Source organism: Pseudomonas sp. ACN8 (assembly GCF_002303925.1).
Lineage (GTDB): Bacteria > Pseudomonadota > Gammaproteobacteria > Pseudomonadales > Pseudomonadaceae > Aquipseudomonas.
Genome location: NZ_MRCS01000007.1, coordinates 48857 through 73205, shown reverse-complemented (window position 1 = coordinate 73205; position 24349 = coordinate 48857). Strand labels below are relative to the sequence as shown.

Annotated in this window: 17 protein-coding genes, 4 tRNA genes and 3 pseudogenes; 15 read left to right on the top strand and 9 right to left on the bottom strand. The window is 60.5% G+C overall.

All coding sequences use genetic code 11. The features are described 5' to 3' along the window. Positions 1 to 45: 45 nt before the first annotated feature. The 5 genes from BSF44_RS05670 to BSF44_RS05650 all read left to right on the top strand — a co-directional run bounded on the left by BSF44_RS05670 (position 46) and on the right by BSF44_RS05650 (position 4353). Positions 46 to 852 carry an alpha/beta fold hydrolase gene (locus tag BSF44_RS05670; RefSeq protein WP_095942655.1) on the top strand — a complete coding sequence of 269 codons (807 nt, stop codon included), beginning with the start codon at positions 46 to 48 and terminating at the stop codon, positions 850 to 852. Then, positions 849 to 1703, top strand: coding sequence for an alpha/beta hydrolase (locus tag BSF44_RS05665; RefSeq protein WP_095942654.1), 855 nt, complete (start codon positions 849 to 851; stop codon positions 1701 to 1703). Before BSF44_RS05670 ends, BSF44_RS05665 begins: the two co-directional genes overlap by 4 nt. 50 nt (positions 1704 to 1753) lie before the next feature. Continuing rightward, positions 1754 to 2413 (top strand): glutathione S-transferase family protein, encoded by a 660-nt coding sequence (locus BSF44_RS05660; RefSeq protein WP_095942653.1) that lies wholly within the window; start codon positions 1754 to 1756, stop codon positions 2411 to 2413. Between the two features lie 8 nt (positions 2414 to 2421). Next, positions 2422 to 3228 carry a DUF4892 domain-containing protein gene (locus tag BSF44_RS05655; RefSeq protein WP_095942652.1) on the top strand — a complete coding sequence of 269 codons (807 nt, stop codon included), beginning with the start codon at positions 2422 to 2424 and terminating at the stop codon, positions 3226 to 3228. A 69-nt stretch (positions 3229 to 3297) separates the two neighbouring features. Then, positions 3298 to 4353: an AI-2E family transporter gene (locus BSF44_RS05650; protein ID WP_095942651.1), complete on the top strand. Its 1056-nt coding sequence runs from the start codon at positions 3298 to 3300 to the stop codon at positions 4351 to 4353. A 194-nt stretch (positions 4354 to 4547) separates the two neighbouring features. Here BSF44_RS05650 and BSF44_RS05645 read toward each other — a convergent pair whose 3' ends face one another. Next, a complete protein-coding gene (locus BSF44_RS05645) occupies positions 4548 to 5597 on the bottom strand; it encodes a HAMP domain-containing sensor histidine kinase (RefSeq protein WP_095942650.1) in 1050 nt (349 codons plus the stop codon). After that, entirely contained in the window at positions 5597 to 6355 is a 759-nt protein-coding gene (locus tag BSF44_RS05640; RefSeq protein WP_095942649.1) for a response regulator, read from the bottom strand. Before BSF44_RS05640 ends, BSF44_RS05645 begins: the two co-directional genes overlap by 1 nt. A 296-nt stretch (positions 6356 to 6651) precedes the next feature. On the opposite strand from BSF44_RS05640, the gene pyrF reads away from it, so the two are divergent. Then, the gene (pyrF, locus tag BSF44_RS05635; protein WP_172435306.1) at positions 6652 to 7350 is read left to right on the top strand and encodes an orotidine-5'-phosphate decarboxylase; all 699 of its coding nucleotides are present in this window, start codon (positions 6652 to 6654) and stop codon (positions 7348 to 7350) included. Between the two features lie 121 nt (positions 7351 to 7471). On the opposite strand, the gene BSF44_RS05630 is transcribed toward pyrF, so the two are convergent. Continuing rightward, the gene (locus tag BSF44_RS05630) at positions 7472 to 8476 is read right to left on the bottom strand and encodes an NADP-dependent oxidoreductase (RefSeq protein WP_095942647.1); all 1005 of its coding nucleotides are present in this window, start codon (positions 8474 to 8476) and stop codon (positions 7472 to 7474) included. 236 nt (positions 8477 to 8712) lie between these two features. Here BSF44_RS05630 and BSF44_RS05625 point away from each other — a divergent pair, with 236 nt between their 5' ends. The 4 genes and pseudogenes from BSF44_RS05625 (at position 8713) to BSF44_RS31030 (ending at position 13210) form a co-directional block, all read left to right on the top strand. After that, positions 8713 to 9474 carry an SDR family oxidoreductase gene (locus BSF44_RS05625; protein ID WP_095942646.1) on the top strand — a complete coding sequence of 254 codons (762 nt, stop codon included), beginning with the start codon at positions 8713 to 8715 and terminating at the stop codon, positions 9472 to 9474. A 277-nt stretch (positions 9475 to 9751) separates the two neighbouring features. After that, complete coding sequence (locus BSF44_RS05620) at positions 9752 to 11137, top strand: PLP-dependent aminotransferase family protein (RefSeq protein ID WP_095942645.1); 1386 nt, start codon at positions 9752 to 9754, stop codon at positions 11135 to 11137. Between the two features lie 108 nt (positions 11138 to 11245). After that, positions 11246 to 12349 (top strand): annotated as a pseudogene (locus BSF44_RS31035) (HAMP domain-containing protein); the annotation flags it as partial. After that, positions 12329 to 13210 (top strand): methyl-accepting chemotaxis protein, encoded by an 882-nt coding sequence (locus tag BSF44_RS31030; protein WP_371918222.1) that lies wholly within the window; start codon positions 12329 to 12331, stop codon positions 13208 to 13210. The pseudogene BSF44_RS31035 and the gene BSF44_RS31030, both read left to right, overlap by 21 nt. A gap of 751 nt (positions 13211 to 13961) precedes the next feature. Here BSF44_RS31030 and BSF44_RS05605 read toward each other — a convergent pair. Further along, a complete protein-coding gene (locus BSF44_RS05605) occupies positions 13962 to 14720 on the bottom strand; it encodes a hypothetical protein (protein WP_172435305.1) in 759 nt (252 codons plus the stop codon). Between the two features lie 385 nt (positions 14721 to 15105). On the opposite strand from BSF44_RS05605, the gene BSF44_RS05600 reads away from it, so the two are divergent. From BSF44_RS05600 to BSF44_RS30620, 5 genes and pseudogenes are all read left to right on the top strand, one after another. After that, positions 15106 to 15181 (top strand) — tRNA-Glu (locus BSF44_RS05600). Positions 15182 to 15183: 2 nt separating this feature from the next. Then, positions 15184 to 15259: transfer RNA gene (locus BSF44_RS05595), tRNA-Gly, on the top strand. A 104-nt stretch (positions 15260 to 15363) separates the two neighbouring features. Beyond that, positions 15364 to 15439: transfer RNA gene (locus tag BSF44_RS05590), tRNA-Glu, on the top strand. 3 nt (positions 15440 to 15442) lie between these two features. Continuing rightward, positions 15443 to 15518 (top strand) — tRNA-Gly (locus BSF44_RS05585). A 228-nt stretch (positions 15519 to 15746) separates the two neighbouring features. After that, positions 15747 to 15872 (top strand): annotated as a pseudogene (locus BSF44_RS30620) (Arm DNA-binding domain-containing protein); the annotation flags it as partial. Here BSF44_RS30620 and BSF44_RS31025 read toward each other — a convergent pair. The 5 genes and pseudogenes from BSF44_RS31025 to BSF44_RS05555 all read right to left on the bottom strand — a co-directional run. After that, positions 15871 to 16152: pseudogene (locus BSF44_RS31025) on the bottom strand (hypothetical protein); the annotation flags it as partial. The pseudogenes BSF44_RS30620 and BSF44_RS31025 overlap by 2 nt on opposite strands. A gap of 69 nt (positions 16153 to 16221) precedes the next feature. Further along, positions 16222 to 16485, bottom strand: coding sequence for a PAAR domain-containing protein (locus tag BSF44_RS05570; RefSeq protein WP_095942640.1), 264 nt, complete (start codon positions 16483 to 16485; stop codon positions 16222 to 16224). Between the two features lie 39 nt (positions 16486 to 16524). Further along, on the bottom strand, positions 16525 to 16947 hold the full coding sequence (locus BSF44_RS05565; RefSeq protein ID WP_095942639.1) for a DUF6756 family protein: 423 nt from the start codon (positions 16945 to 16947) through the stop codon (positions 16525 to 16527). 11 nt (positions 16948 to 16958) lie between these two features. Further along, positions 16959 to 21482: a polymorphic toxin type 47 domain-containing protein gene (locus tag BSF44_RS05560; protein WP_141249995.1), complete on the bottom strand. Its 4524-nt coding sequence runs from the start codon at positions 21480 to 21482 to the stop codon at positions 16959 to 16961. Further along, entirely contained in the window at positions 21479 to 24262 is a 2784-nt protein-coding gene (locus tag BSF44_RS05555; protein ID WP_095942638.1) for a type VI secretion system Vgr family protein, read from the bottom strand. The genes BSF44_RS05560 and BSF44_RS05555 overlap by 4 nt, the downstream gene beginning before the upstream one ends. Positions 24263 to 24349: the final 87 nt, after the last annotated feature.

Below are 24349 nucleotides of genomic sequence, written 5' to 3'. Positions count from 1 at the left end.
TCTTGCGGACAATCAACGCCTGTTCTCGCTCATGGATTTGCAGGTATGTCGCAACAGATCTTTTTCGCCCACGCCAATGGTTTTCCTTCGGGGACCTACGGCAAGTTGTTTGCGGCGCTGGCACCCGAGTTTCAGGTGACGCATCTGGAGCAGCACGCCCACGACCCGCGTTTTCCGGCGGACGACAACTGGTACAACCTGGTGGATGAGCTGATCCATCACCTGCAACAACAGGCCGAGCCTGTGTGGGGCGTCGGTCACTCCTTCGGTGGCGTGTTGCACCTGCATGCCGCTTTGCGCTGCCCTGAGCTGTATCGCGGGGTGGTGATGCTCGACTCGCCAGTGCTGACACGCACCGACCGATGGGTCATACGGGCGGCCAAACGCTTTGGTTTCATCGACCGTTTGACCCCGGCCGGGCGTACCCTGGGCCGCCGTGAAGAATTCGCCGACCTGGACAGCGCCCGCAAGTATTTCGCTGGCAAGACGCTGTTCCGCGGCTTCGACCCGGAATGCTTCGATGCCTACCTGCAACACGGCTTGCATCAGGTCGGCGACAAGCTGCGCCTGCGCTTCGACCCAGCCACGGAAATCAGCATCTATCGCGGCGTGCCGCACACCAGCCCGGGCAGCACCCGGCAGTTGCAAGTGCCGCTGGCGGTGGTTCGCGGGCATGACAGCCGCGTGGTGATGCGTCATCACGCCAGTTCGGTCGACCGCCTGCCGCTGGGTGAATCGTTGACCATGCCCGGCGGCCACATGTTTCCGCTCGAACGTCCCCTTGATACCGCTGGCATGCTCAAAGGCCTGTTCTATCGCTGGGACGGCCGTCGACAGCAGGATTGCGCATGAACCACGTCGTCGAAGAGGTTCGTCTGAGCCTGCCGCACATCGAACTGGCTGCGCACCTGTTCGGCCCTGAAGGCGGTTTGCCGGTGATTGCCCTGCATGGCTGGCTGGACAACGCCAACAGCTTTGCCCGCCTGGCGCCGAAGCTCAAAGGCCTGCGCATCATCGCGCTGGACATGGCCGGTCACGGTCATTCCGGGCATCGCCCGCCGGGTGCCGGTTACGCCATGTGGGACTATGCCCACGATGTGCTGCAAGTCGCCGAACAGCTTGGCCTGCGCAAATTTGCGCTGATGGGGCATTCGATGGGCGCGATTGCTTCGTTGATCATCGCCGGGTCGATGCCCGAGCGGGTCACCCATCTGGCATTGATCGACGGCATCATTCCTCCTACGGACAAAGGTGAAAACGCTGCCGAGCGCATGGGCATGGCCCTGCAGGCGCAGCTGGACCTGCGGGAAAAGCGCAAGCCGGTCTACGACACCCTCGACCGAGCCATCGAGGCGCGCATGAAGGGCCTGGTGGCGGTCAGCCGCGAGGCCGCTGAACTGCTGGCGCAGCGTGGCCTGATGCCGGTGCCTGGCGGTTACACCTGGCGCACCGACAATCGCCTCACGCTGCCATCGCCGCTGCGTCTTACCACCGAACAGGCCATGGCGTTCGTCCAGCGGATCAAGTGTCCTGCAACACTGGTGGTCGCTGCCGACGGCATGCTCGCCAAACACCCGGAACTGCTGGAGCGTCTACCCTTTAGCCGGGAACAGCTGCCAGGCGGCCACCATTTGCACCTCAATGACGAGTCCGGTGCCGATCTTGTCGCAGACTGTTTCAATCGGTTTTTCGCCATTCCTTGACTTGCGCCGGGCAACTGTCGAGGCTTGGCGGGTTGAAAAGGGAGACAACCATGATAGATCTCTACACCGCTGCGACCCCGAATGGCCACAAGGTCTCTATCGTGCTCGAGGAGCTCGGCCTGCCCTACACGGTGCATGCCTTGAGTTTCGACAAAAAGGAGCAAAAGTCCGCGGACTTCCTCAAGATCAACCCCAACGGCCGGATTCCGGCGATTGTCGATCGCGCCAACGGCGATTTCGCCGTGTTCGAATCCGGCGCCATCCTGATTTACCTCGCTGAACAGACTGGCAAACTGATGCCATCGGACCCGAAGGGGCGCTCGCTGGTATTGCAGTGGCTGATGTTCCAGATGGGCGGGATCGGCCCGATGCAGGGCCAGGCCAACGTGTTCTTCCGCTACTTTCCGGAAAAACTCCAGGGCGCCATCGACCGCTATCAGCATGAAACCCGTCGCCTCTACGAGGTGCTCGACACGCGGTTGCAAAGCGTGGAGTTCCTCGCCGGCGAGTACAGCATTGCCGACATCGCCACCTTTCCCTGGGTGCGCGGTTACGAGTGGTCGGGCGTCTCGGTGGAGGGCTTGACGGCGCTGCAACGCTGGATGGCAACCCTGGAGGGCCGGCCGGCGGTGCAGCGTGGTTTGCAGGTACCGAAACGCGCCGATGAAGCCAGTATCATCAAAGGCGCCCAGGCCATGCTGATCCGATGAGTCTATCCATGCGTTCATTCAGTTTGCTGGTGCTGTGCAGTTTCAGTCCCTTGTCGTTCGCCGCCGATGTTCCGGGCAGTCAGGACCTCCCGATGGTGCCGCGCATGGTCGACGCCCAGATTGTCGACTATCGCCCCGCCGCCGAACTGGAGCGGATCTACCCGTTGGGCTCGATCCGAAAAATCAGTGGCCAGTTACGTTTCGACGGTCAGGTCAGTGCCCGCGGCAACGTCACTTCGGTGACCTACGAGTTGCCACCGGAGCATTCGTCCATCGAGGCGTTCACCGCTGCCCGCGAGGCTTTGCAACAGCAAGACGCCGGGTTGCTCTTTTGGTGCCAGGCACGCGATTGCGGCGAAAGCAGCCTGTGGGCCAATGAAGTCTTCGGCAACGCCAAGCTGTACGGCGCCGACGATCAACAAGCCTATCTGCTGCTGCGTCTTGCCGCTCCACGGGACAACACGCTCATCGCGCTGTACAGCATCACCCGGGGTAATCGCAAAGCCTACCTGCATGTCGAGCAGTTCGACGCTTCGACACCGCTGGGCCAGTTGTTGCCGACCTCAGCGACCTTGCTGCGTGAGCTCAAGAGCACCGGCGAGCTCGATTTTTCCACGTTGAACAGCGCACCCGACGAGGCCTGGCTACGCCTGATTTCTCGCGGACTGAATCTGGACACCACCTTGCGGGTCAGCATTTCCGGAGCGAACGCCGAAGCCTGGCGTCAGGCACTGATTGGCCAGGGCGTGCGTGCCGCGCGGATGGAAACCGGCAGTGCCGAAGGCTCTGGCCTGCACATCGAGCTATTGCGCTAGGCTGTACCGGGCGAGCGTGCAAGCGGCGTTCGCCTACTCTTTTGCTGACTGACTTTTTCGAGACTTTTGATGATCAATAACGATCGCCTGTTGGTGCAGATCCTGCTCGTGGTGTTGTTCGGCGCGAGCTTCTGGGTGATGGCGCCATTCTGGTCGGCGATGTTCTGGGGCGCGGTGCTGGCATTTGCCAGTTGGCCGCTGATGCGCCTGCTGACCCGTTCGCTCAATGGCCGCGAGTCGCTGGCGGCGGCATTGCTGACGCTGGGCTGGATGGTGCTGGTTGCGGCGCCACTGGTGTGGCTGGGTTTCAACCTTGCCGATCATGTGCGCGACGCCACGGCATTCATCAAGGATGTACAGGTCGATGGGCTGCCCGAAGCGCCGCTGTGGTTGGGGTCGATTCCCCTGGTCGGCGAGCGGCTGGTAGGCATCTGGAACAGCATCGATGAGCAGGGCGCGGCGATGATGGTATCGCTCAAGCCTTATCTGGGGCAGGTGGGTAACTGGTTGCTGGCGCGCAGCGCACAGATCGGCGGCGGTATTCTCGAGCTGACCCTGAGCATCGTCTTCGTGTTCTTTTTCTATCGTGACGGGCCGCGCCTGGCGGCGTTTGTACACACGCTGCTGGAGCGCCTGATCGGTCAGCGGGCCGGCTATTACATTGAACTGGTGGCGGGCACGGTACAGCGGGTGGTCAACGGCGTGATTGGCACTGCGGCGGCCCAGGCGATCCTGGCACTGATCGGGTTCCTGATTGCCGGCGTACCGGGTGCGTTGGTGCTTGGCATCGTGACGTTCATGCTCAGCCTGATCCCGATGGGCCCGCCGCTGGTGTGGATTCCGGCAACCGCGTGGCTGGCCTGGAAGGGCGAATACGGGATGGCCATTTTCCTCGGCATCTGGGGCACTTTCGTCATCAGCGGTGTCGACAACGTGCTCAAACCGTACCTGATCAGCCGTGGCGGTAACCTGCCGCTGGTCATTGTGCTGCTTGGGGTGTTTGGCGGATTGATTGCCTTTGGCTTTATTGGCCTGTTCATTGGCCCGACATTGCTGGCGGTGGCCTACAGCCTGTTGATCGACTGGAGCAAGACCCAGGCGCGGGTGGACGATCGCCGGCCCTGAGATTTGTATACAGCTTCGGGCCTCTTCGTCGGAACGCCGCCCGGAGCAAGCCCGCTCTCACATTGATCCTGGTTGATCACAAGACCCGTGTGGGAGCGAGCCTGCTCGCGAAGACGGCATCACATTCAACCAGGATGTAGCTGATACACCGCTTTCGCGCGCAGGCTCGCTCCCACAATGGGCCGGTGTGGCTTTCAGGCGCGCGGCAGGCGAATCACCGCCGTCAGGCCTCCGCCCGGAGTTTCTTCCAGTGTCAACTGCCCGCCCATCCGTTGCGCGGCCTCGCGGGCAATGGTCATGCCCAGGCCAACGCCGCCGGAATTGCGATTGCGCGAGCCTTCAAGGCGAAAGAAGGGTTCGAACACCGCTTCACGTTGTTCCGGGGCGATGCCCGGGCCATGGTCGATGACTCGAATCACCAGCTGGTCACGATGGTCTTGCAGGGTAATCAGCGCCTGTCCGGCATAGCGCAGAGCGTTGTCCATCAGGTTGTTGATGCAGGAACGCAAGGCCATCGGCTGCACTTGCAGGGGCGTGCAGTGGCCGTTGGCCTGGACGTTCGCGCCCTGATCCTGGGCATTCTCACTCAGTGATTCCACCAACGCCTGCACGTCCATCCACTGCGGGGCTTCACTGGTGCGCTGTTCATGCAGGTAGGTGAGGGTGGCGTCGAGCATGCTGATCATGTCGTCGAGGTCCTGGCGCATCTGGCCTTGCAGCTTGTCGTCGTCGATTTTCTCCAGCCGCAGCTTGAGCCGCGACAACGGCGTTCGCAGGTCGTGGGACACCGCGCCGAGCATGCGTGAGCGCTGCTTGACCTGTTCCAGGATGCGGCGCTGCATTTTGTTGAACGTGTGTGCCGCTTGCCGTGCTTCCCGTGGTCCCGATTCATCCAGTGGCGGGCTGTCGAGGTCTTCGCTCAAGCGCTCGGCCGCGTCGCTCAGGCGCTGGATCGGCCGGCTCAGCAGTTTGGCGCCGTACCAGGCGGCGATGATCAGCGAGACAAATTGAAAGGTCAGGGGTACCAACGGGCCGCCAAACCATGGTCGAGGTGGCCGTTTCTCGAAGCGTGGGTCCAGCGGCGGGCGTGGCCCGTCCTGGCCTTCGGAAAACTCTGGGGGAGGCGGCGGCGGTGGCGGACCGTAATGGTGAAACCAGGCAAAGGCCAGCAGGTGCGCGAGGATAATCGCCAGCAACAGCACGCCAAACAGGCGGCCGAACAGCGTATCGAAGCGCCCGCGCATCAGCCGATATCTCGGGCATCGAACAGGTAACCCTCGCCGCGAACGGTCTTGATCAACTGCGGAGCCTTGGGGTCGTCGCCGAGTTTCTGCCGCAGGCGCGACACCAGCAGGTCGATGCTGCGGTCAAAGGCTTCGATCGAACGACCGCGAGCGGCGTCCAGCAGTTGTTCGCGGCTGAGCACGCGGCGCGGACGTTCGATAAACACCCAGAGCAGACGGAATTCGGCGTTGGACAGCGGCACCACCAGGCCATCATCGGCGATCAGTTGCCGCAGCACGCTGTTCAGGCGCCAATTGTCGAAACGAATGTTCGCCCGCTGTTCGCTGCGGTCATCGCGTACCCGGCGCAGGATGGTCTGGATCCGCGCCACCAGTTCGCGAGGTTCGAACGGCTTGGCCATGTAGTCGTCGGCGCCCAGTTCCAGGCCGATGATCCGGTCGGTGGGTTCGCAGCGGGCGGTGAGCATCAGGATCGGGATGTCCGACTCGGCGCGCAGCCAGCGGCACAACGACAGACCGTCTTCACCGGGCAGCATCAGATCGAGCACCACCACGTCGAAATGCTCCGCCTGCATCGCCAGGCGCATCGCGGCGCCATCGGTGACACCGCTGGCGTGGATGTTGAACCGGGCCAGGTAGTCGATCATCAATTCGCGGATCGGGATGTCATCGTCGACGATCAGGGCGCGAATGTTCCAGCGTTTGTCGTCACCGGGCGCTTTTTGGTCGTCGTTCACGGGTGCTTGGGAGTTGTGCATGCGTGCGTTCATCTGCCAGGTAGGCTGCCAACCACAAAGATAGGCTGCGAGGTTGTGGTTCCAGCATAGGCGTCCGGCCCTGAGGCGGGAAGTGCTGTTGCAGGGACCTGTTGCGGTTGCCGAGGGTAGCGGGCCAGGGTGTTGGCGGCGTGTCGTGTCTGTATCGAACTCGACACAATGGCCTCAAGGGCTAGTCTTGCCTGAGCCGTCGCGACGATTTACCGATCATCGGGTCCCGCAGCGGCGCTGGTTCCGCTACAATGCGCGCCGATTTCGACTTGCCTGAGAGCCCACTCATGTCCGCCTGCCAGACTCCCATCATCGTCGCCCTGGATTTCCCTACCCGTGACGCCGCACTGAAGCTGGCCGATCAGTTGGACCCGAAGCTGTGCCGGGTCAAAGTCGGCAAGGAACTGTTCACCAGTTGCGCTTCGGAAATCGTCGGCACCCTGCGTGACAAGGGTTTCGAAGTGTTCCTGGACCTCAAGTTCCATGACATCCCGAACACCACCGCGATGGCCGTCAAGGCCGCTGCGGAAATGGGCGTGTGGATGGTCAACGTGCATTGCTCCGGCGGTCTGCGCATGATGGCTGCGTGTCGTGAAGTGCTGGATCAGCGCACCGGTCCTAAACCACTGCTGATCGGCGTGACCGTGTTGACCAGCATGGAGCGTGAAGACCTGGCGGGCATCGGCCTGGACATCGAGCCGCAAGAGCAGGTGCTGCGCCTGGCCGCGCTGGCGGAAAAAGCCGGGATGGACGGCCTGGTGTGCTCGGCCCTGGAAGCCCAGGCGCTGAAAACGGCGCATCCATCGCTGCAACTGGTGACCCCGGGGATTCGTCCGGCGGGCAGCGCCCAGGACGATCAGCGTCGCATTCTGACCCCGCGTCAGGCGCTGGATGCCGGTTCCGACTATCTGGTGATCGGCCGTCCGATCAGCCAGGCGGCGGATCCAGCGAAGGCGCTCGCCGACGTAGTCGCAGAGATAGCGTAAACGCCGCTAAACCTGTAGGAGCGAGCCTGCTCGCGAAGGAGTATCAGTTACGTTGATGTCGACTGGCACACCATCGCGAGCAGGCTCGCTCCTACAGGGTTTTGTTTTTTCGGGTAAAGGGTCAAACCTTCAACACCAACTTCCCGAAATTCTCGCCGCTGAACAATTTCATCAGCGTCTCTGGAAAAGTCTCCAGTCCTTCGACGATGTCTTCCTTGCTCTTGAGCTGCCCCTTGGCCATCCAGCCGGCCATTTCCTGTGCGGCGCTCGCGTATTGGGCGGCGTAGTCCATCACCACAAATCCTTCCATGCGCGCACGGTTGACCAGCAGTGACAGGTAGTTGGCCGGCCCCTTGACCGACTCCTTGTTGTTGTACTGGCTGATGGCACCGCAAATCACCACCCGCGCCTTCATGTTCAAACGGCTCAACACCGCGTCGAGAATGTCGCCACCCACGTTATCGAAATAAACGTCGACGCCTTTCGGGCACTCGCGCTTGAGACCGGCGAGGACGTCTTCGCTCTTGTAGTCGATAGCGCCATCGAAACCCAGCTCATCGATCAGGAACTTGCACTTGTCGGCGCCGCCAGCGATGCCAACCACCCGGCAGCCTTTGATCTTGGCGATCTGCCCGGCGATGCTGCCCACGGCGCCCGCCGCGCCCGACAGCACCACGGTGTCACCGGCCTTCGGCGCGCCGACGTCGAGCAGGGCGAAGTACGCCGTCATCCCGGTCATGCCCAGCGCGGACAAGTAACGTGGCAGCGGTGCCAGTTTCGGATCGACTTTGTAGAAGCCACGAGGCTCGCCGAGGAAGAAATCCTGCACGCCGATGGCGCCATTGACGTAATCCCCGACCGCGAACCCCGGGTTGTTCGAGGCAATGACTTTGCCCACACCCAAGGCGCGCATGACTTCGCCGAGCCCGACCGGCGGAATGTAGGACTTGCCCTCGTTCATCCAGCCACGCATGGCCGGGTCCAGGGACAGGTATTGGTTTTCGACCAGGATCTGACCCGCCGCCGGCTCGCCGACCGGTACTTCCTGGTAGGTGAATGTCTCACGGGTCGCCGCGCCAACCGGACGTTTGGCGAGCAGGAATTGGCGATTGGTCTGGGAGGTCATGGCAGGCACTCAAGATGAATGAAGCTTTGTTGATAGCCGGTCAGCGCCGATGCCGCAAGTTCGGCTGATGCGGCGAATGCAGGTTGATCCAGTGCAGTGATAGTTGGTACGACAGTTCCATCACTGCAACTCATGGGCGCCCAACCGGAGTCTTGATAGTGCTGCCGTGTTCAAGACCTCCATGACTAGACTGGTCCCACGCGATTCCCCGCATTCTTCTTTTCGAGGACATAACAATGAGCATGACGTTTTCCGGCCAGGTGGTCGTGGTGACAGGCGGGGCGGCCGGTATTGGCCGCGCGACTGCCCAGGCATTTGCCGCCGAGGGCCTTAAGGTCGTGGTGGCCGATATGGACGTGGCGGGCGGCGAGGGCACGGTGGCGCTGATTCGTACGGCCGGTGGCGACGCGACCTTCGTGCGCTGCAACGTTACCCTGGAAAGCGATGTAAAAAATCTGATGGAGGAGGTGATCAATACTTACGGTCGCCTCGACTATGCCTTCAACAATGCCGGCATTGAAATCGAGAAAGGCAAATTGGCCGAAGGTACGCTCGACGAGTTCGACGCGATCATGGGCGTCAACGTCAAAGGCGTCTGGCTGTGCATGAAATACCAGTTGCCGCTGCTGTTGGCGCAAGGGGGCGGCGCGATCGTCAATACGGCATCGGTGGCCGGCCTTGGGGCAGCGCCGAAAATGAGCATCTACGCAGCCTCCAAACATGCGGTGATCGGCCTGACCAAGTCGGCGGCCATTGAGTACGCCAAGAAGAAGATCCGGGTCAATGCGGTGTGCCCGGCGGTGATCGACACGGATATGTTCCGTCGCGCCTATGAAGCCGACCCGAAAAAAGGCGAGTTCGCCAACGCCATGCATCCGGTCGGTCGCATCGGCAAGGTCGAAGAGATCGCCAGCGCGGTGCTGTACCTGTGCAGCGATGGCGCGGCGTTCACGACCGGCCATTCGCTGGCGGTGGATGGTGGTGTTACTGCGTTCTAAAACGACGCACCGATATCAGGTACACCGGGAACCTGTGGGAGCGGGCTTGCCCGCGATGAGGGAGTGTCTGCCGACATTGATGTCGCCTGATACGCCGCAATCGTCGGAACGCCGCCCGGAGCAAGCTAGCTCCCACTGGTTTTTTGGTTCCGCTATAGGGCCTGTCAATGTGTTTCAAATGATTAGATCCAAGGGTTTTGGCGGCGTTGTCGCACATGCCTTCGAACTCGCCTGTGATTAACTGCTTCTCGCAAAATCAACAGGAGTTTGCTTGCTCATGGAATTGAGAATCGACCGACAGGCGCTGGTGCCTGTCGTACAGCAAATTGTTGACGCACTGACCCGCTGGCTTCATTCCAGCGGGGTATCGCCCGGTACGCGCCTGCCTTCGGTGCGACAGATCGCGCGGATCAATTTGCTCAGTCAGGTGAGCGTCGCCCAGGCCTGTGAACGCCTGGTGACGCAGGGGATGCTGGTGTCAGGTCATGGCGCCGGCTATGCGGTTGCCGACCCGGCATTGGCCACAGGCGCAAAGCACGAGCCTGTCTGGTTCGAGGGGGCTGAGCCCGAGATCGGGCCCTGTTCGACTGCGTTGAGGCTGGGCTGTGGCGGGCTGCCTGAAAGCTGGCGCGAGACAGACGATCTGATTTACGCGATTCGGCAAGTCAGTCGTACCGACACGGCGAGCCTGTTCAACTACGGCACCCCGCTGGGATTGCCAGCCTTGCGACAACAGATCCTCAAGCACCTTCGGCAGCTGGATATTCGGGCGCAGGACAACCGGATCATGACCACGGCGGGTGCCAGTCAGGGGCTCGACCTGATTGTGCGGACACTGTTCAAGGCCGGTGATTGTGTGGTCGTGGAGAGTCCCGGTTATCCGGTGCTGTTCGATCTGCTCAGGCTGTACGGCATCCACATGGTCGAGGTGCCGCGAACACCGCGCGGGCCGGACGTGGACGTGCTCGAATCGGTGCTGGTCAAACACCGGCCTCAAGGGCTACTCATCAATAGCTTCTATCACAACCCGACGGGCAGCAGCCTTGCACCGGCGGTGGCGCGCCGCGTGCTGCAGCTGGCCAGGACCTTTGGTGTGCAGGTGATCGAAGACGACGTCTATGCGGATCTGCACAGCGGTTCCGGTATGCGACTGGCTGCGCTGGACGACGACGTGATCTACGTAGGCAGCTTTTCCAAGACACTCAGCAGTTCCTTGCGGGTCGGTTTCGTGGTGGCCGATGCCGAAGTCATTACGCGCCTGGCCGAGGTCAAGATGATCAGTGGCATGGGCGCCTCGCGATTTTGCGAATCGGTGCTGGCGTGCCTGTTGGCTAACGGTGCCTACCGCAAACTGGTGCAGCGTCAGCGCCAACGCTTGAGCAGCGACCGGCTGGTGGTGTTGCAATTGCTCGAAGATGCCGAATGGGAGATTTTCGGCAAGCCGGCGGGAGGCCTGTTCATCTGGGCGCGATCAAGAATGTCCGACTACGATCAGCTGCGGACCCAGGCCCGGCGCTTGGGTGTGCTGCTGTCATCGAAGACCGCCTTCAACCCCTCGGGGGAGGCCAGTGACTGGCAGCGTATCAACGTGACATATGCTTGCGATCCGCGTGCCCGGGCGTTCTTCAGGGCCACTGCCCGGGATCGACCTCAAGCGTTCTGAAAACGACGTTGACGTAGCTTTTTGCCATTATTCCGGCGCCAGAGCCTTGTGTTGCCACTGGCCCGTTGCGAATCTGCGTCTACAGACTTTGGCAGGGGACTAAGTGCAATGAATTCGGCCGTGCAAGGACGTTTTGCCAACCTCGGTATGGCGAAAAAACTGGGTGTCGGGTTTGTCCTGGTGCTGTTGTTGACTGCGCTGGTAGCGGGCATTGGCGTTTGGTCCCTGCAAACCATCAGCCAGCGCTTCGACGGGCTCAAGCAAATGTCATCGCTCAACAGCGGTTTGCTCAAGGTGCGGCTACTGGAGCAGGAGTACGCCTTGCATGGCAATCCAAAAACCGTCGATACCCTGCATGAGGGTGTCGATGGCTTGATCGCCCTGGCCGGCCAGCTCAAGGCCGCGTCTGCGGCCAACGTGCCGGTGATGAATGATGTCGAACAGTCCCTGGGGGCCTATCGCAAGGCCTTCGACGAGTTTGTCTCGCTCACCCAGGCCAAGGACCTGGCCCTGGAAATGGCCAGTTGGTCGGTGTCCAGCGTGGCCAACAATCTTGATGTATTGCAGTCCGGGCTCGCCGATGACGGCGCCTATACGTTGAAAGAATCCGAAGGCAAGGACGGTGCGCAATTCATCGAACAGGCCAGCCAGGTCAGTCAGGTTTCACGCTTGATGCTGCAAGCCATGAATGAAGCCCGCGTGCGTCTGGATCAAAGCCGCAAAGGTGATGACAGCGCCGGGCAGGGCAAGATCGAACAGGCCAGCCAGGCACTGGCCCAGGCCGAGCAGCTCAAGACTACGGTCAAGGATGAGGGTTACCAGACCGTCCTCAATGAGGTGACAGGCCATATTGCCAGTTTCAGTGACAAGCTCGCCGAGTACACCGGCCTGCTGGAGCAGGAAAAAACCGTCTATCAACAATTGCATCAACGCGCAGCCCAGGTGGTCGAGCGGGTGGATCAGGCTTATGTCGCGCAAGACCTGGCGATGCAGGCTGAACTGAAAAAGAACTCGCTGCTGATCATTGGCTCTTCCGCGTTGGCCTTGCTGGTTGGGCTGGTTGCCGCTTGGTTCATCACCCGGTTGATCGTGGCGCCGCTGCGTAGCGTGATTCAGGTGGCGCAACAGATTGCCTCGGGGGATTTGAGTGCGACCATCGACGTGACCCGCCGCGACGAGATCGGTCAGTTGATGCAGGCAATGCAGCAAATGGGCGCGGGGCTCAGCCATATAGTCAGCGGCTTGCAGTCGGGTATCGAACAGTTGGCGACTTCCGCCCAATCGTTGTCGGCGGTGACTGAACAGACCAACCTCGAAGTCAGCACCCAGAAGGAGGAAACCGAACAGGTCGCCACCGCAATGAATCAGATGACGGCCACGGTGCATGATGTCGCACGCAATGCAGAGGAGGCGGCGCTGGCCGCGCAAACGGCTGACGGCAAGGTTGAAAGTGGTCAGCAGGTGGTGCGCCAGAGCATGGCGCGGATCGAGCAGTTGGCGGATTCGGCCACCTCGGCCAGTTCGAGTATCGAAAGCCTGAGTGCGGAAATCCAGAACATCGGCACGGTTTTGAGTGTGATCAAAAGCGTGGCGGAGCAGACCAACCTGCTGGCATTGAACGCGGCGATCGAGGCGGCCCGGGCCGGCGAGCAGGGCAGGGGCTTTGCGGTGGTGGCCGATGAAGTGCGTGCACTGGCCAAGCGAACCCAGCAATCGACCGAGGAAATCGAGCGCCTGGTCAGCGCCTTGCGCTTGGCGGCGCAGTCGTCGGTGCAGCAGATCCAGAGCAGTGGCGAGCTGGTGAAGCTGGCGGTCAGCGATGCCTTGCAGACCGAAAGTGCGCTGGGAAGCATTGCGGCGGCGGTGTCGTTGATCCAGCAGATGAACCAGCAGATCGCCGCGGCGGCCGAGGAGCAGAGCTCGGTGGCCGAGGAGATCAATCGAAGTGTCACCAGTATTCGCGCCAGTGCCGATCAGTCATCGCTGGCGATGCAGGGCAATGCCGCGTCCAGTATTCAGCTGGCGCAACTGGGGGTTGAACTGAAGGGGATGGTGGGGCATTTCAGGCTGTAGGAGCGAGCCTGCTCGCGATGGACTCAAGAGCGCCGCGTTTAGCCAGTAAATACGCGTTCTCCTTAACGACCATCGCGAGCAATGCAGTTCAGTTAAGGAAATTGTAGGAGCGAGCCTGCTCGCGATGGACTCAAGAGCGCCGCGTTTAGCCAGTAAACACGCGTTCTCCTTAACGACCATCGCGAGCAATGCAGTTCAGTTAAGGAAATTGTAGGAGCGAGCCTGCTCGCGATGGACTCAAGAGCGCCGCGTTTAGCCAGTAAACACGCGTTCTCCTTAACGACCATCGCGAGCAATGCAGTTCAGTTAAGGAAATTGTAGGAGCGAGCCTGCTCGCGATGGACTCAAGAGCGCCGCGTTTAGCCAGTAAATACGCGTTCTCCTTAACGACCATCGCGAGCAATGCAGTTCAGTTAAGGAAATTGTAGGAGCGAGCCTGCTCGCGATGGACTCAAGAGCGCCGCGTTTAGCCAGTAAACACGCGTTCTCCTTAACGACCATCGCGAGCAATGCAGTTCAGTTAAGGAAATTGTAGGAGCGAGCCTGCTCGCGATGGACTCAAGAGCGCCGCGTTTAGCCAGTAAATACGCGTTCTCCTTAACGACCATCGCGAGCAATGCAGTTCAGTTAAGGAAATTGTAGGAGCGAGCCTGCTCGCGATGGACTCAAGAGCGCCGCGTTTAGCCAGTAAATACGCGCTATCGTTAACGACCATCGCGAGCAAGCTCGCTCCTACAGTGGTTTACGCTGGTCAGTCGTAGATCACTTTCTTCTTCCAGTCCGCGTCAGCCTCGACGTCCTTGAGACCTTCGGTCAACTGGTTGACCTCGCCTTCGACCGGTGCGATGCGATCCATGACCTGGTCATTGGCGCGAGCCAGGAGTTTTTCCAGGTACTCCAGTTGCTCGGCGTAGACCTGTGGTTCCTGTTGTTTGCGCAGGTATTGCACGCCGCGCTCGAATGCCAGGCGAGCCTGCCCGGGCTGGTTTTGTTGCAGGGAGTGCTGGCCGAGGTTGTTGAAGAACTCGATGTGCAGCAGCACCAGGATGTGGCGCACTTCACGGATCCAGCGCTTGGCTTCGTTGGGGGGCAAGAAGCCGTCCTGTGCCGCGCGGGTAATCTGGCCGTGCAGAGCTTCGAGCAGGAAGCGGACATCCTTGGCCTTGGCTTCGGTCTGGATCGGTGCCGGCGGATTGTTGACCGGGATGGATTCACCCTGGCCGACAAGGGCCTCCAGTTCGGCGATCCGTGCCTTGAGGTTGGCGCTGGATTTTTCCAGGTTGAGCAGGCGCTGGCAGACGTTGAGTTCCAGGCGGGCCAACAGCAGCTTGAGTGCCGGGGTCATCAACTGGCCGGGGAACGTCTCGGTGATTTCGCCGCAGCGTCGCAGGCGATCGTTGAGCTCAATCTTGGTACGGGCCTTTTCCAGCTTGTTGTTTTCCACCACATGGTTCATGTAGCCAATGGCGATCAACAGTGCGATCCCGGCTACAACTAGCAGGGTGATCATGAGTGGCGTCACCGGTAAGACCTCTTTATAGGTTACGCATGGGAGTCTGGTTACTTGGCATTTGAGCGCCCAGGCCCGCACGACGGGTTGGATCGGACATGCTTGTATTTATATCGGCCGGAGCCCCGCTTCTATAAATGATGGCACTCGATATACAGATTGCCATCATCCGGTGGACTATAACGCCTTGGCGGGTGCCAGAATATAGGCGTCAAACGCCGGGCAGCGGAAAAACCGCAATGGCGTCCAAAAGCAGGGCGAAGTCATTGATTTAAATAAATTTATATCAGGGGGTTGACGACATCTCAATCCATCCATAGAATGCGCGCCACTTGCAGCGTAAAGCACACAGCGAAACGAAGCAGGGAGTGAATGTTGTACGTGTGTCCCCTTCGTCTAGTGGCCTAGGACACCGCCCTTTCACGGCGGTAACAGGGGTTCGAGTCCCCTAGGGGACGCCAATGCGGGAATAGCTCAGTTGGTAGAGCACGACCTTGCCAAGGTCGGGGTCGCGAGTTCGAGTCTCGTTTCCCGCTCCAATTTTAAACAGCGTTGCTTTCGGGCAGGGCTGAGTGAAACCAGAACCAGGTCTTCGGATGCGGCTCTGGACACCGAAACACACACCATGTGTTCCGGGTAGCGTGTCCCCTTCGTCTAGTGGCCTAGGACACCGCCCTTTCACGGCGGTAACAGGGGTTCGAGTCCCCTAGGGGACGCCATTTGCGGGAATAGCTCAGTTGGTAGAGCACGACCTTGCCAAGGTCGGGGTCGCGAGTTCGAGTCTCGTTTCCCGCTCCATATATCGATCTACAGAGTTCCATGGAAGTCTGTAGATCATTGAAAATAGACGCTTCGGCGTCTTTTTTCGTTCCAGTTCGATTTGCCGAAAGCCATCTCCAGCGCCAAATTTCAAGTACAGCTTTAAGTACAGTGAATTCGGGTGGCGGGCACGGCGGTTTTTGAGTGGAACGCCCCGGTCCGACATCGATATACATCTCCTCGACCTACGAGACGGGAGATGTATTCATGGCCTTGACCGATACCGCCGTACGCCAGGCGAAACCTACCGTTAAGCACTACGCCCTCAAAGACGCGGGTGGGCTTGCGTTGTTCGTCAGCCCCAAGGGTGCCAGGCAATGGCACTTCCGCTTTCGGTGTCGTCGACCTTCAAGGCCAGCAGATGGCCGCTGCCATAGGTCAGCCAACTGACCCGATGCCCGTCCGGGCGGGTGGTGGCGATGCGCTGGTTGAGGGCATCGTATTCATGCTTCCAGATGGCTACGTGCGGTTCCTGCAGATAGCGCAGGTATTGGTGCTCGCGGGTGGTATTGCCCGCGTGGTCGTAGAACCATTGCAGTTTGCAGGCGGCGTTCTCGGCCAGCAGCAAATTCCCGTTGCCGTCATAGGCGAAGGATTCGGACTGCCACTCTTCGCAGGCAAAGGCCTTAGCGCGATCAAGCTAATGCCGGGGTCGTCCAGTTGTTAAAGAGCGGGGCGCCGGTCAGCGATGCACGGCACCGCGCGAGCCGCTGGCGATCAGGGTGGCACCACAGGTAGTCTTCATGCCATCCAAGGCTACGGGAATGCCGTTGACGGAATAGGTTCTGCTGCCTTCGGCGATCGGGAAGGGGCCTTTGCATAAGGGGCACATCACCATGTGGCCCTTGCCGGCCATGGGCTTGCCGTTGAGGTTCGTGTGGGGAATGGATTCGGTGACAATGCCGCCGTGGTCGGTGGTGTCGCCGAGGCGAACTATACACTTCAATGATTTTTCCTTCCTGCTCTTATAGTGGGCAGGGTTCGATCAATTGTTATTGGAAACAAGAATGTCGCCGTGGTCATTCTCTGCGAGCAGCCAGGTGAAATTTTTGTCCACGATGTAATACTCGAAGTATCGGCATTCCTCCAGAATGTTTTTGATTTTTGATAGTGGGAGACTGAATAATAATTTTTCTTCGTTGTCCTCGTCCGCTATTAGCCATACATCGTCAGTAGTAGGTGGCGCCACTTCTGCTATATGTAAGTATGCTGAGTTATCAGTGTATGTGTATATTTTTGGTTTTGCCGTCAAGGATGACCACCACGCTCTAGGTCTCTCTTTGACAAAGATGGATTCTATTGCTGATAGCACTTCATCTTTATTCTCTATCTCGTGAGCGGCCAGTCCATTTAATATTAAAGCTTCTTCTATTTCCATCTTAAGAGAGGAGCTGTTTGTTTGGTTCATAACGTATCTGCCTACTTCTTGTCAGGGCGATGTGGATGTTGTGGGCCGCTATAGGTAATATTGCCTCGCTCAGCGCAGCCGCACCTTCCGCGCTTTCCTGCAGTTTGCCAACCTACGTGCGGTTTATCGTGTCCGCTTGCAGGATCCATATCGGCATGAGGAGCATCATATGCCACTTTGGCTCCCCCTTCTCCTTTGAACTCGACGACAGTGCCAGTTACTGGGTCATATTTAGAGAAAGTAACATTATCAGGATTTGTAATTCCTGCGTTCTTGAATGCCTGTGTTTTTGCGGTGTCAAAGTCCGGTGCATGTGTTAATTTGGCTAGCCCTATCGGATCAATCCAAGTCACCGGGTTTGGTGCATATGCATAGACATTCAGCCCACCCGCAAACCCAATCGGATCCTTGCCAATAAACCGCCCGACCTGCGGATCATAGTACCGATAGCGGTTGTAGTGCAGCCCGGTTTCCACATCGAAGTACTGGCCTTGAAAGCGCAGTGGATTGCGCACATCCGCCCGTTTGGCGGTCTCGCTGCGCTGTTCCTTGGCTAAACCCCAAGCTTTGTAGACGCCGGCCCAGGCGATGTCGCCGTGTTCATCGGTCAGCTCCATCGGCGTGCCGAGGTGGTCGCATTGGTACCACGCTACGGCGCTGAAGCTCACAGGCTTAGATTTGTGCTGCCACACCGGGTCAAGGTCGATGTCGTAAGCGCCCTCATAGACGGGCTCGGGCAGCAATTGGATGCTGCGTTGCTCCACTGCCTGCGCCACCGGCACAAAACTGCCCGGTTCGAAAAAGTAGTGGGTCAGGCGTTCGCGCTTGTCGTTGTTGCGGCTTTCGAAGGCCAGCACATCCCCGTCCCAGCCGTAGAGGGTGTAGCCGCAGCCGTATTGTTCATCGAGCTTGGCACGCTCCAGCTTGTTCCACATCGGTCCGGCTTCGCGGCGGTCGTGGTACTTGGCTTTGGACAGTTTGAACAGGCGTCGGCCCAGTGCGTCGTAGGCGAAGCTGACGGTCAGTCGGTCGTCTTCATAACTGATCAGGCGGTCGTACAAGTCCCAGGTGAACTGAGATTTTTTGCCGTTGTGCAGACGCTCCTTGAGGTTGCCGCGTTCGTCGTAGCTGTAGTGGGTGCCGACGTAATCGCGCAGCAGGTTGTCCAGCAGCTTGGGCGAGGCATATTGATTGGGACGACGCGGTGCCTGCGGATCCAGCAGGTTACTGGCCGGGTCAAAAGCAAAGGTCTCTTCGCCGCTGATGGTCTGAGCGGCGAGCAGTCGACCCAACGGATCATAGCGGTAGCTGAGCGCGCCGCGCCGGGTGTCGTCGATGCGGGTCAGTTGGCCGGCGGCATCATGTCGGTAGTTGCGCACCACCAGGCGCTGGGCATCGCCGCGTGTGCCGATGGCTTGTTCTCGCAACTGGCCATTGGGCGTCCAGGCTTGGCGCTGTTGCAGGCCGTTGCCCTGATCGCGGGCGATCTCGCGGTGCAGGTTGTCGCGCTGGTAGCTGAGCAGCTCCTGATCGTCGACCTTCAAGGCCAGCAGATGGCCGCTGCCATAGGTCAGCCAGCTGACCCGATGCCCGTCCGGGCGGGTGGTGGCGAAACGCTGGTTGAGGGCATCGTATTCATGTTTCCACACCGCTATATGCGGTTCCTGCAGGTAGCGCAGGTATTGATGCTCACGGGTGTTGTTGCCCGCACCGTCGTAGAACCATTGCAATTTGCAGGCGGCGTTTTCGGCGAGCAGCAGGTTGCCATTGCCGTCATAGGCGAAGGTTTCGGTCTGCCATTCCAGGCCTTCCTTGTGCCCGGCATGGCGGGCAATCAGCCGCCCGAGTGGGTCATACTCGAATTCGTTGACCCGATCGCCGTCGAGGCGGCGGGTGGGCTGGTCGCTGCCTTGGTCGTAGAGGTAGTGGGTGGTTTGCTGGTCGAAGCCGGTTTCCTTGATCAGGCGACCAGCCGGGTCATACTTGAAGCTGGCGGTGCTGTTGTTTTCGTTGCGCAACTCGATCAGTTGACCGAGGCGGTCCCAGCGGTAATCGAGGGTGGTGCCGTTGGCGTCCTGGCGCTGCTGGATCAGTCCGGCTTCGTTGTAGTGCCAGGTGGTGCGTTGGCGCAGGGCGTCGGTGTGCGTGAGCAGACGGCCTTCGGCGTCGCGCTCGAAGACTTCTTCGGTCTTGTCGGGGTGGATCAGTCGTACCAATTGCCCGGCGCGGTATTCGTAGGTGGTGACGTGACCTTCGGCGTCGGTGAAACGGCTGAGCTGGCCCAGCGCATCGTATTCCCATTGGCTGATCTTGCCCGAGCAGTCGGTGTAGCGGATCAGTTGGCCGTCGGCGTTGTAGTCCAGTTGTTTGCTGCCACCGTTGGCATCGGTGATGAGGATGGGCAGGTTATCGCTGTTGTAGGCGTATTGGGTTTTGTTCTCCAGCGGGTCGATGGTCTCGATGATGTTGCCGCGCTGATCGTAGTCGTACCGCCACAGGCCGCCTTCGGCGTCGCGGGTTTTGAAACGTTGGTCCTGATCATCGTAGGCGTGATGAACACTGCTGCCGTCTGGGCGGGTGTGTTGGAGCAGGTTGCCCCGGTCATCGTAGGCATAGCTGTCGATACTGCCGTCGGTGTGGATATGGCGGACAACATTCTTGGCATCGTCCCGGTAGAACCACTCTTCATTGCCGTCCGGGTAGATGACACGGTAGGTGTAGCCGAGGATGTCGTAGTAGTACCAGGTTTCCTGGCCCAACGCGTTGGTCACGTAGGTCAGGCGGATGTTCTCGTCCCACTCCAGGCGGGTGTCGTAGGTGCCCTCGTCGGCCCACTCGCGTACAGCCTTGGCGTCGACGCCTTCGCCTTGCCATTGCAGGTTGATACCGCGCCCGGTGCGGTCGGTGTAGCGGGTGATCAGGTGGTGCTTATATTCGTAGTTCCACTGCGCGGCGTGTTCGTCGCGTGCAGCGATCAGGTCGCCGTGCTCGTCGTAGTCGTAGCCGGCCAGTTCGCGCTGGGGCTGGCCTTCCTGCATTAACCACAGGGCGGTGATGCGACCGTGTTCGTCGAGTTGGGTCTGAATGTGCTGGTGCTGAGTGTCATCCTGATAGGTCAGCAGGTCTGAAAGTACGACCTGGCCGGCGTGCTGGTGTTCGTAATGCAGAGCGATGCGAGCGCCGCTGCGCAAGGTAATACCGCTGAGCAGGTAACGATCGCCTTGCTTTTGAAACGTCTCCTGGCTGTCGTGGCCGCGTACGACCACCAACGTGTTGGCCGTGGTGCGAATCAGCAGCACTTCCTCGATCGGGTCGTAGTGATGCTTGCTGATCTCGGGGTCAGGGTAACGCTGGCTGCGTCCGTCGTAACCGTGGTATCTCAGGCCATCTTCATGTTGGTCAATGCGAATCGAGAACGGCGTGATCCAGCGTGCGCCAAGGCTTCCCTGATCGAATGCCGCAAGGCTGGAGCGGTAGGTTCGTGTCCACTCGATCGGGAAGGGGCCAGGCAGCGAGAAATCGGTGTGTTCCAGCGTTTCACTGCCGGTGGCGAAGCTGATGCTGCGGCCAGTGCCTGAAGGGACGCCAAGGCTACAGTTCTTACAAGCATTGGGATCATGGGTACCTTTTCGCTGAGTTGACTGGGTGACCAGTGGGCCTTGGCCTTGAATCGCTTGAGCTTGATTGTTCTGGCGGCTGGACGCATTGGCCGTTTGGGCGCCGCGCCTCTTACGGGCGGCCAATGAGCTGACCAATGCCATGATCAGGTTGCCGATACTGCCAATTTTTTTCGGGTCCCCTAGCCCCTGAACTTTCTGCGCCACGGCCAGGCCGATGCTGTCGGCGGCACTGGCGACGGTGAGCAGTTTCTGGCAAACGGCCTTTGACAGCAGCCTGTCGTCAATCATGAACTGGGCGGCAATGCCGACCACTGGGCCGAAGAAGAAAGAGCCGACCTTGGCTTGCTTGGCCAGCGCCTGCTGCCCTTGCTCACTGGCAATGCTTCTGAGCATACGGGCGAAGGCGGCGCAGGCTTTTCTGATTTCTGCGGCGATTTTGGTGAGCAGTTCGCTGAGACGCGCTTGGATGGCGTTGGCAAAGTCTTCCAGGGCGCCGCGGGTTTTGTCGTTAAGGTTTTCCTCCAACGCACTGAGCATGGCCGTCGAAATGGCGGGCAGGCCGTTGCGCCTGACCGCTGAAAGCGTGGTGCGCACCGCCAGCCGTGCCGGCCCGACACCGGGAAAGGAGATCAGGCCGACGACGTTGACGCCAAAGCTGACCCAGGTCAGGAAGTCGTTTTGATCACCGTCAATCAGGGTGAGCAGGTCACCGATGGCATCAATGGCGGCAAAGACGGTGCCGACACCGGGAATCACCGCGCCGGCGGTCTGTACCGCATTCCAGCCAATGGCATCGTTGGTCAGTTTGCGCAGCCACTTGTCGAGCTTTTCCTTGCCCGCATCAATGTCATTTTTTGATGTGGTATTGAGCGGTGCGGTGGCTGATTGGGGCGGGCGCGCAGTGGCTGCGGTCACTGTGTTTTCTCCGAGAGCTTGCGTGGCAATCCGAGCGTCTCGGCGTTTTTCACGAGTGACTGAGGTAGCTGGGAGGCAAGCGCGGTCGCAGCGTCTGGCATTGGCACGGTCTTTTTCAGCAGGTCGGTGGCAAGGCTCGCTGGCGCTTGTTTGGTGGCGCTGAGCACCTTGTCCAGCAGGGCTTGCGCTTGTGCAGGCAGTGGTTCGTTGGAGGTATCAGCGGCCTCCGCTTTTATCTGCTCATGGGGACCGGGAAAGCCAGGATCAGTCCAGACATCGACCGGGTCTTTGTTGAAAAGAACTTTGGCCGGGCCTGGCGCAACACCAGTCACTGCCGCAAAACCATTGCCATCCAGCGACCCTTTGATGATCTTGCCCAGTGCATCCTCAACTTGATACTCGCCCCCCTTGAAGGCGACTCCGTTGGCATACTGCTGAAACAACTCCAAATTCCCTTTCCCCGCCTTGGGCTCCTCTGGAAACGCCGCCGCCTTACTCTTTGGAGCGTCGTGGATAAAGTCCACGGCATGCACGGTGTACCCCCCGCTGGTGGCATGGGTAATCCCCCCCGCGTTATAGGTGGTGCTGCTCCCCGCCGCCTGAATCACGATTTCTTCCTTGGCACTCAGCGTGATGCGTTCGGCGGTGACAGTGACCTTGAGCTTGGCCAGCAGGTGGATGTTGTCTTTCAGCGCCCGTATATCGATATCCCCGGAGGCGGCCACCAACCGCCAGCCCAGGCTCTGCACAAAGGTGCGCATACCACGGCTGGCGCTGATCAGCAGGCGTTTGCCGATGGCCAGGCTGGTGTGGCCGCCGCTGCTCAGGGCCAGGTGTTCGCCGCTGGCGATATGGGTGGAGTGCGGGGTGCTGCTGGCGATGCCGGCGGGGCTGTGCAGTACCAGGTGCGGTTCGGCGAGTTCCGGGTAGTGGTTGGCGTTAGGGTTGCCGCCGGTGCCACGGATGGCGCTGTGCTGGGCCTTGAGGGCGTCGGCGACTTCGTCCTGGTCGCCGCTTTCCTGGGCCAGGTGGTCGCGGGCTTCGCTGGCGAAGGTGGCGTGATGTTGGCGGGCGGTGTCGAGGTGTTCGGCGGTTTCCGGCAGGTCGGTGTGGTGCTTGGCGGCGCGGGGGCGCAGTTGGGTGGTGAGTAGTAAACCGCCGCCGGCGCGCAGCACGCCGTGGGCGTCGGTGCGCAGTTCAAAGCCTTGGCCGCGTGGCACGCCGCCACCGGGGCGTGGGTGGGTGAGGTAGCCGAGGGTCAGCGCGCTGGCGGCGTGGTCGCTCATCAGGCTGGCGCTGATTTGCCCGGTGGTGTCGTCCAGGCGCAGTTCGTTGTGGCGTTCGCCGTGCAGTTCCTTGCTGCGGATCGGGCTGAGGGCCTTGAACTCCGGCAGTTTGTACGGCGAGCGGTTGATGGCGTGGTAGCTGCGGCCAATGACCATGGGTTGGTCGGGATCGCCGTGGAGAAAACCGACCAGCACTTCCTGACCGACGCGGGGCAGGGCGACGTGGCCCCAGCCGGCACCGGCCCAGTTGTGGGTGACGCGCACCCAGCAGGCGCTGCGGTCGTCATCCTGGCCTTGGCGATCCCAGGGGAATTGCAGGCGCACGCGACCGTGTTCGTCGCAGTAGATTTCTTCGCCGGGCGGGCCGACCACGGTGGCGATCTGCGGGCCTTCGATGCAGGGTTTGGGGCGTGGTGGCGCTTGCCATTCGACGTTGTCGGGAATCAGTGTGGCGGTGAAGCTGTAGCGGGTGCCCACTTCACTGCCGGACGCTTCTTCTTCCATCGCGGTGTGCTGGCGGCCGGTGTGTTTGACGCACACGGCGCGCCAGCCAATGTTGAGGTCTTCACGTGGGTGCCCGGTCAGGTCAAACGCCAGCCCCGGCACCAGGCGTGCATCGTCGCCGCTGACTTCGGCGGTGCGCGCATCGCCGCGCAGGCCTTGCAGGCGGGTCTGGGTGAACGGCTTGCCGGCGGCGTCGTGTTTGTAGCGGCCTGGGTAGTCGTAGCGTTCGTAGTCGGGGCTTTGGTGCTCCAGCTGGCGCGCCTGTTCGTGCTGCTCCAGGTTGTAGCGTGGGTGGGTGAAGGTGTAATCGCGCTGGGTCTGTTGGGCACTGCGCACCTGCTCGCGGTAGGTGAAGCTGTGCAGCGCCGGTTGCGCCTGATCGCCACCGGGGTTGGCCTCGTACACCAGCGGTTCGCCCTCGATCACGCCAAAACTGGCGATATGGTCGGCCTGGATCAGCTGATGTCCGCCCTCGCTGTGTTGGAAGATCGACAGCAGGCCTTCTTCGGCGGCCAGGCGCTGGTAGAAGTCCCAGTCGAGGTCACCGGCCTGTACGCAGTATTCACGGGGCAGGTGGGCTTCGGTCAGGCGTTGGGTGCAGGCGCCCCAGCGGCGTTCGGTGGCCAGCTGTTCGAGGATCTGCGGCACGCTGCGTTGCTGGAAGATGCGCCAGTCCGATTGCAGGGTGGCGCGGGCCAGTTGCGGTTCGATCACGGCGCGGTAGGCGGTGCGGCGAAAACCGGTCTTGCCCTGCTCGAAACGACTGATCAGGCCGTGCACGTGGCGCGCCGGTTGCTCGCCTTGCCAGATGGTGAGGGTGGCGGGTTGATCGAGCAGTTGCGCGAAGTCGGCGGTGGCCGAAGGGCTGACCAGGTCCACGGTCAGGCAATACAGTTCGCAAAGGCCTTCGGTGAGTTCAAACGAGACCACATCGAAGTTGATGTCGGCAGTCGAACTGAAGGTAAAGCGCACGTCGCGCAAGTTAGGCATCGCAACTCCTGCGGGCAATTCCTGGGGCAGGTTTTCAGAGGCCTTGAACTTTAAAGAGGCGTTATCTGGCTGTCGCCTTCATGCTTT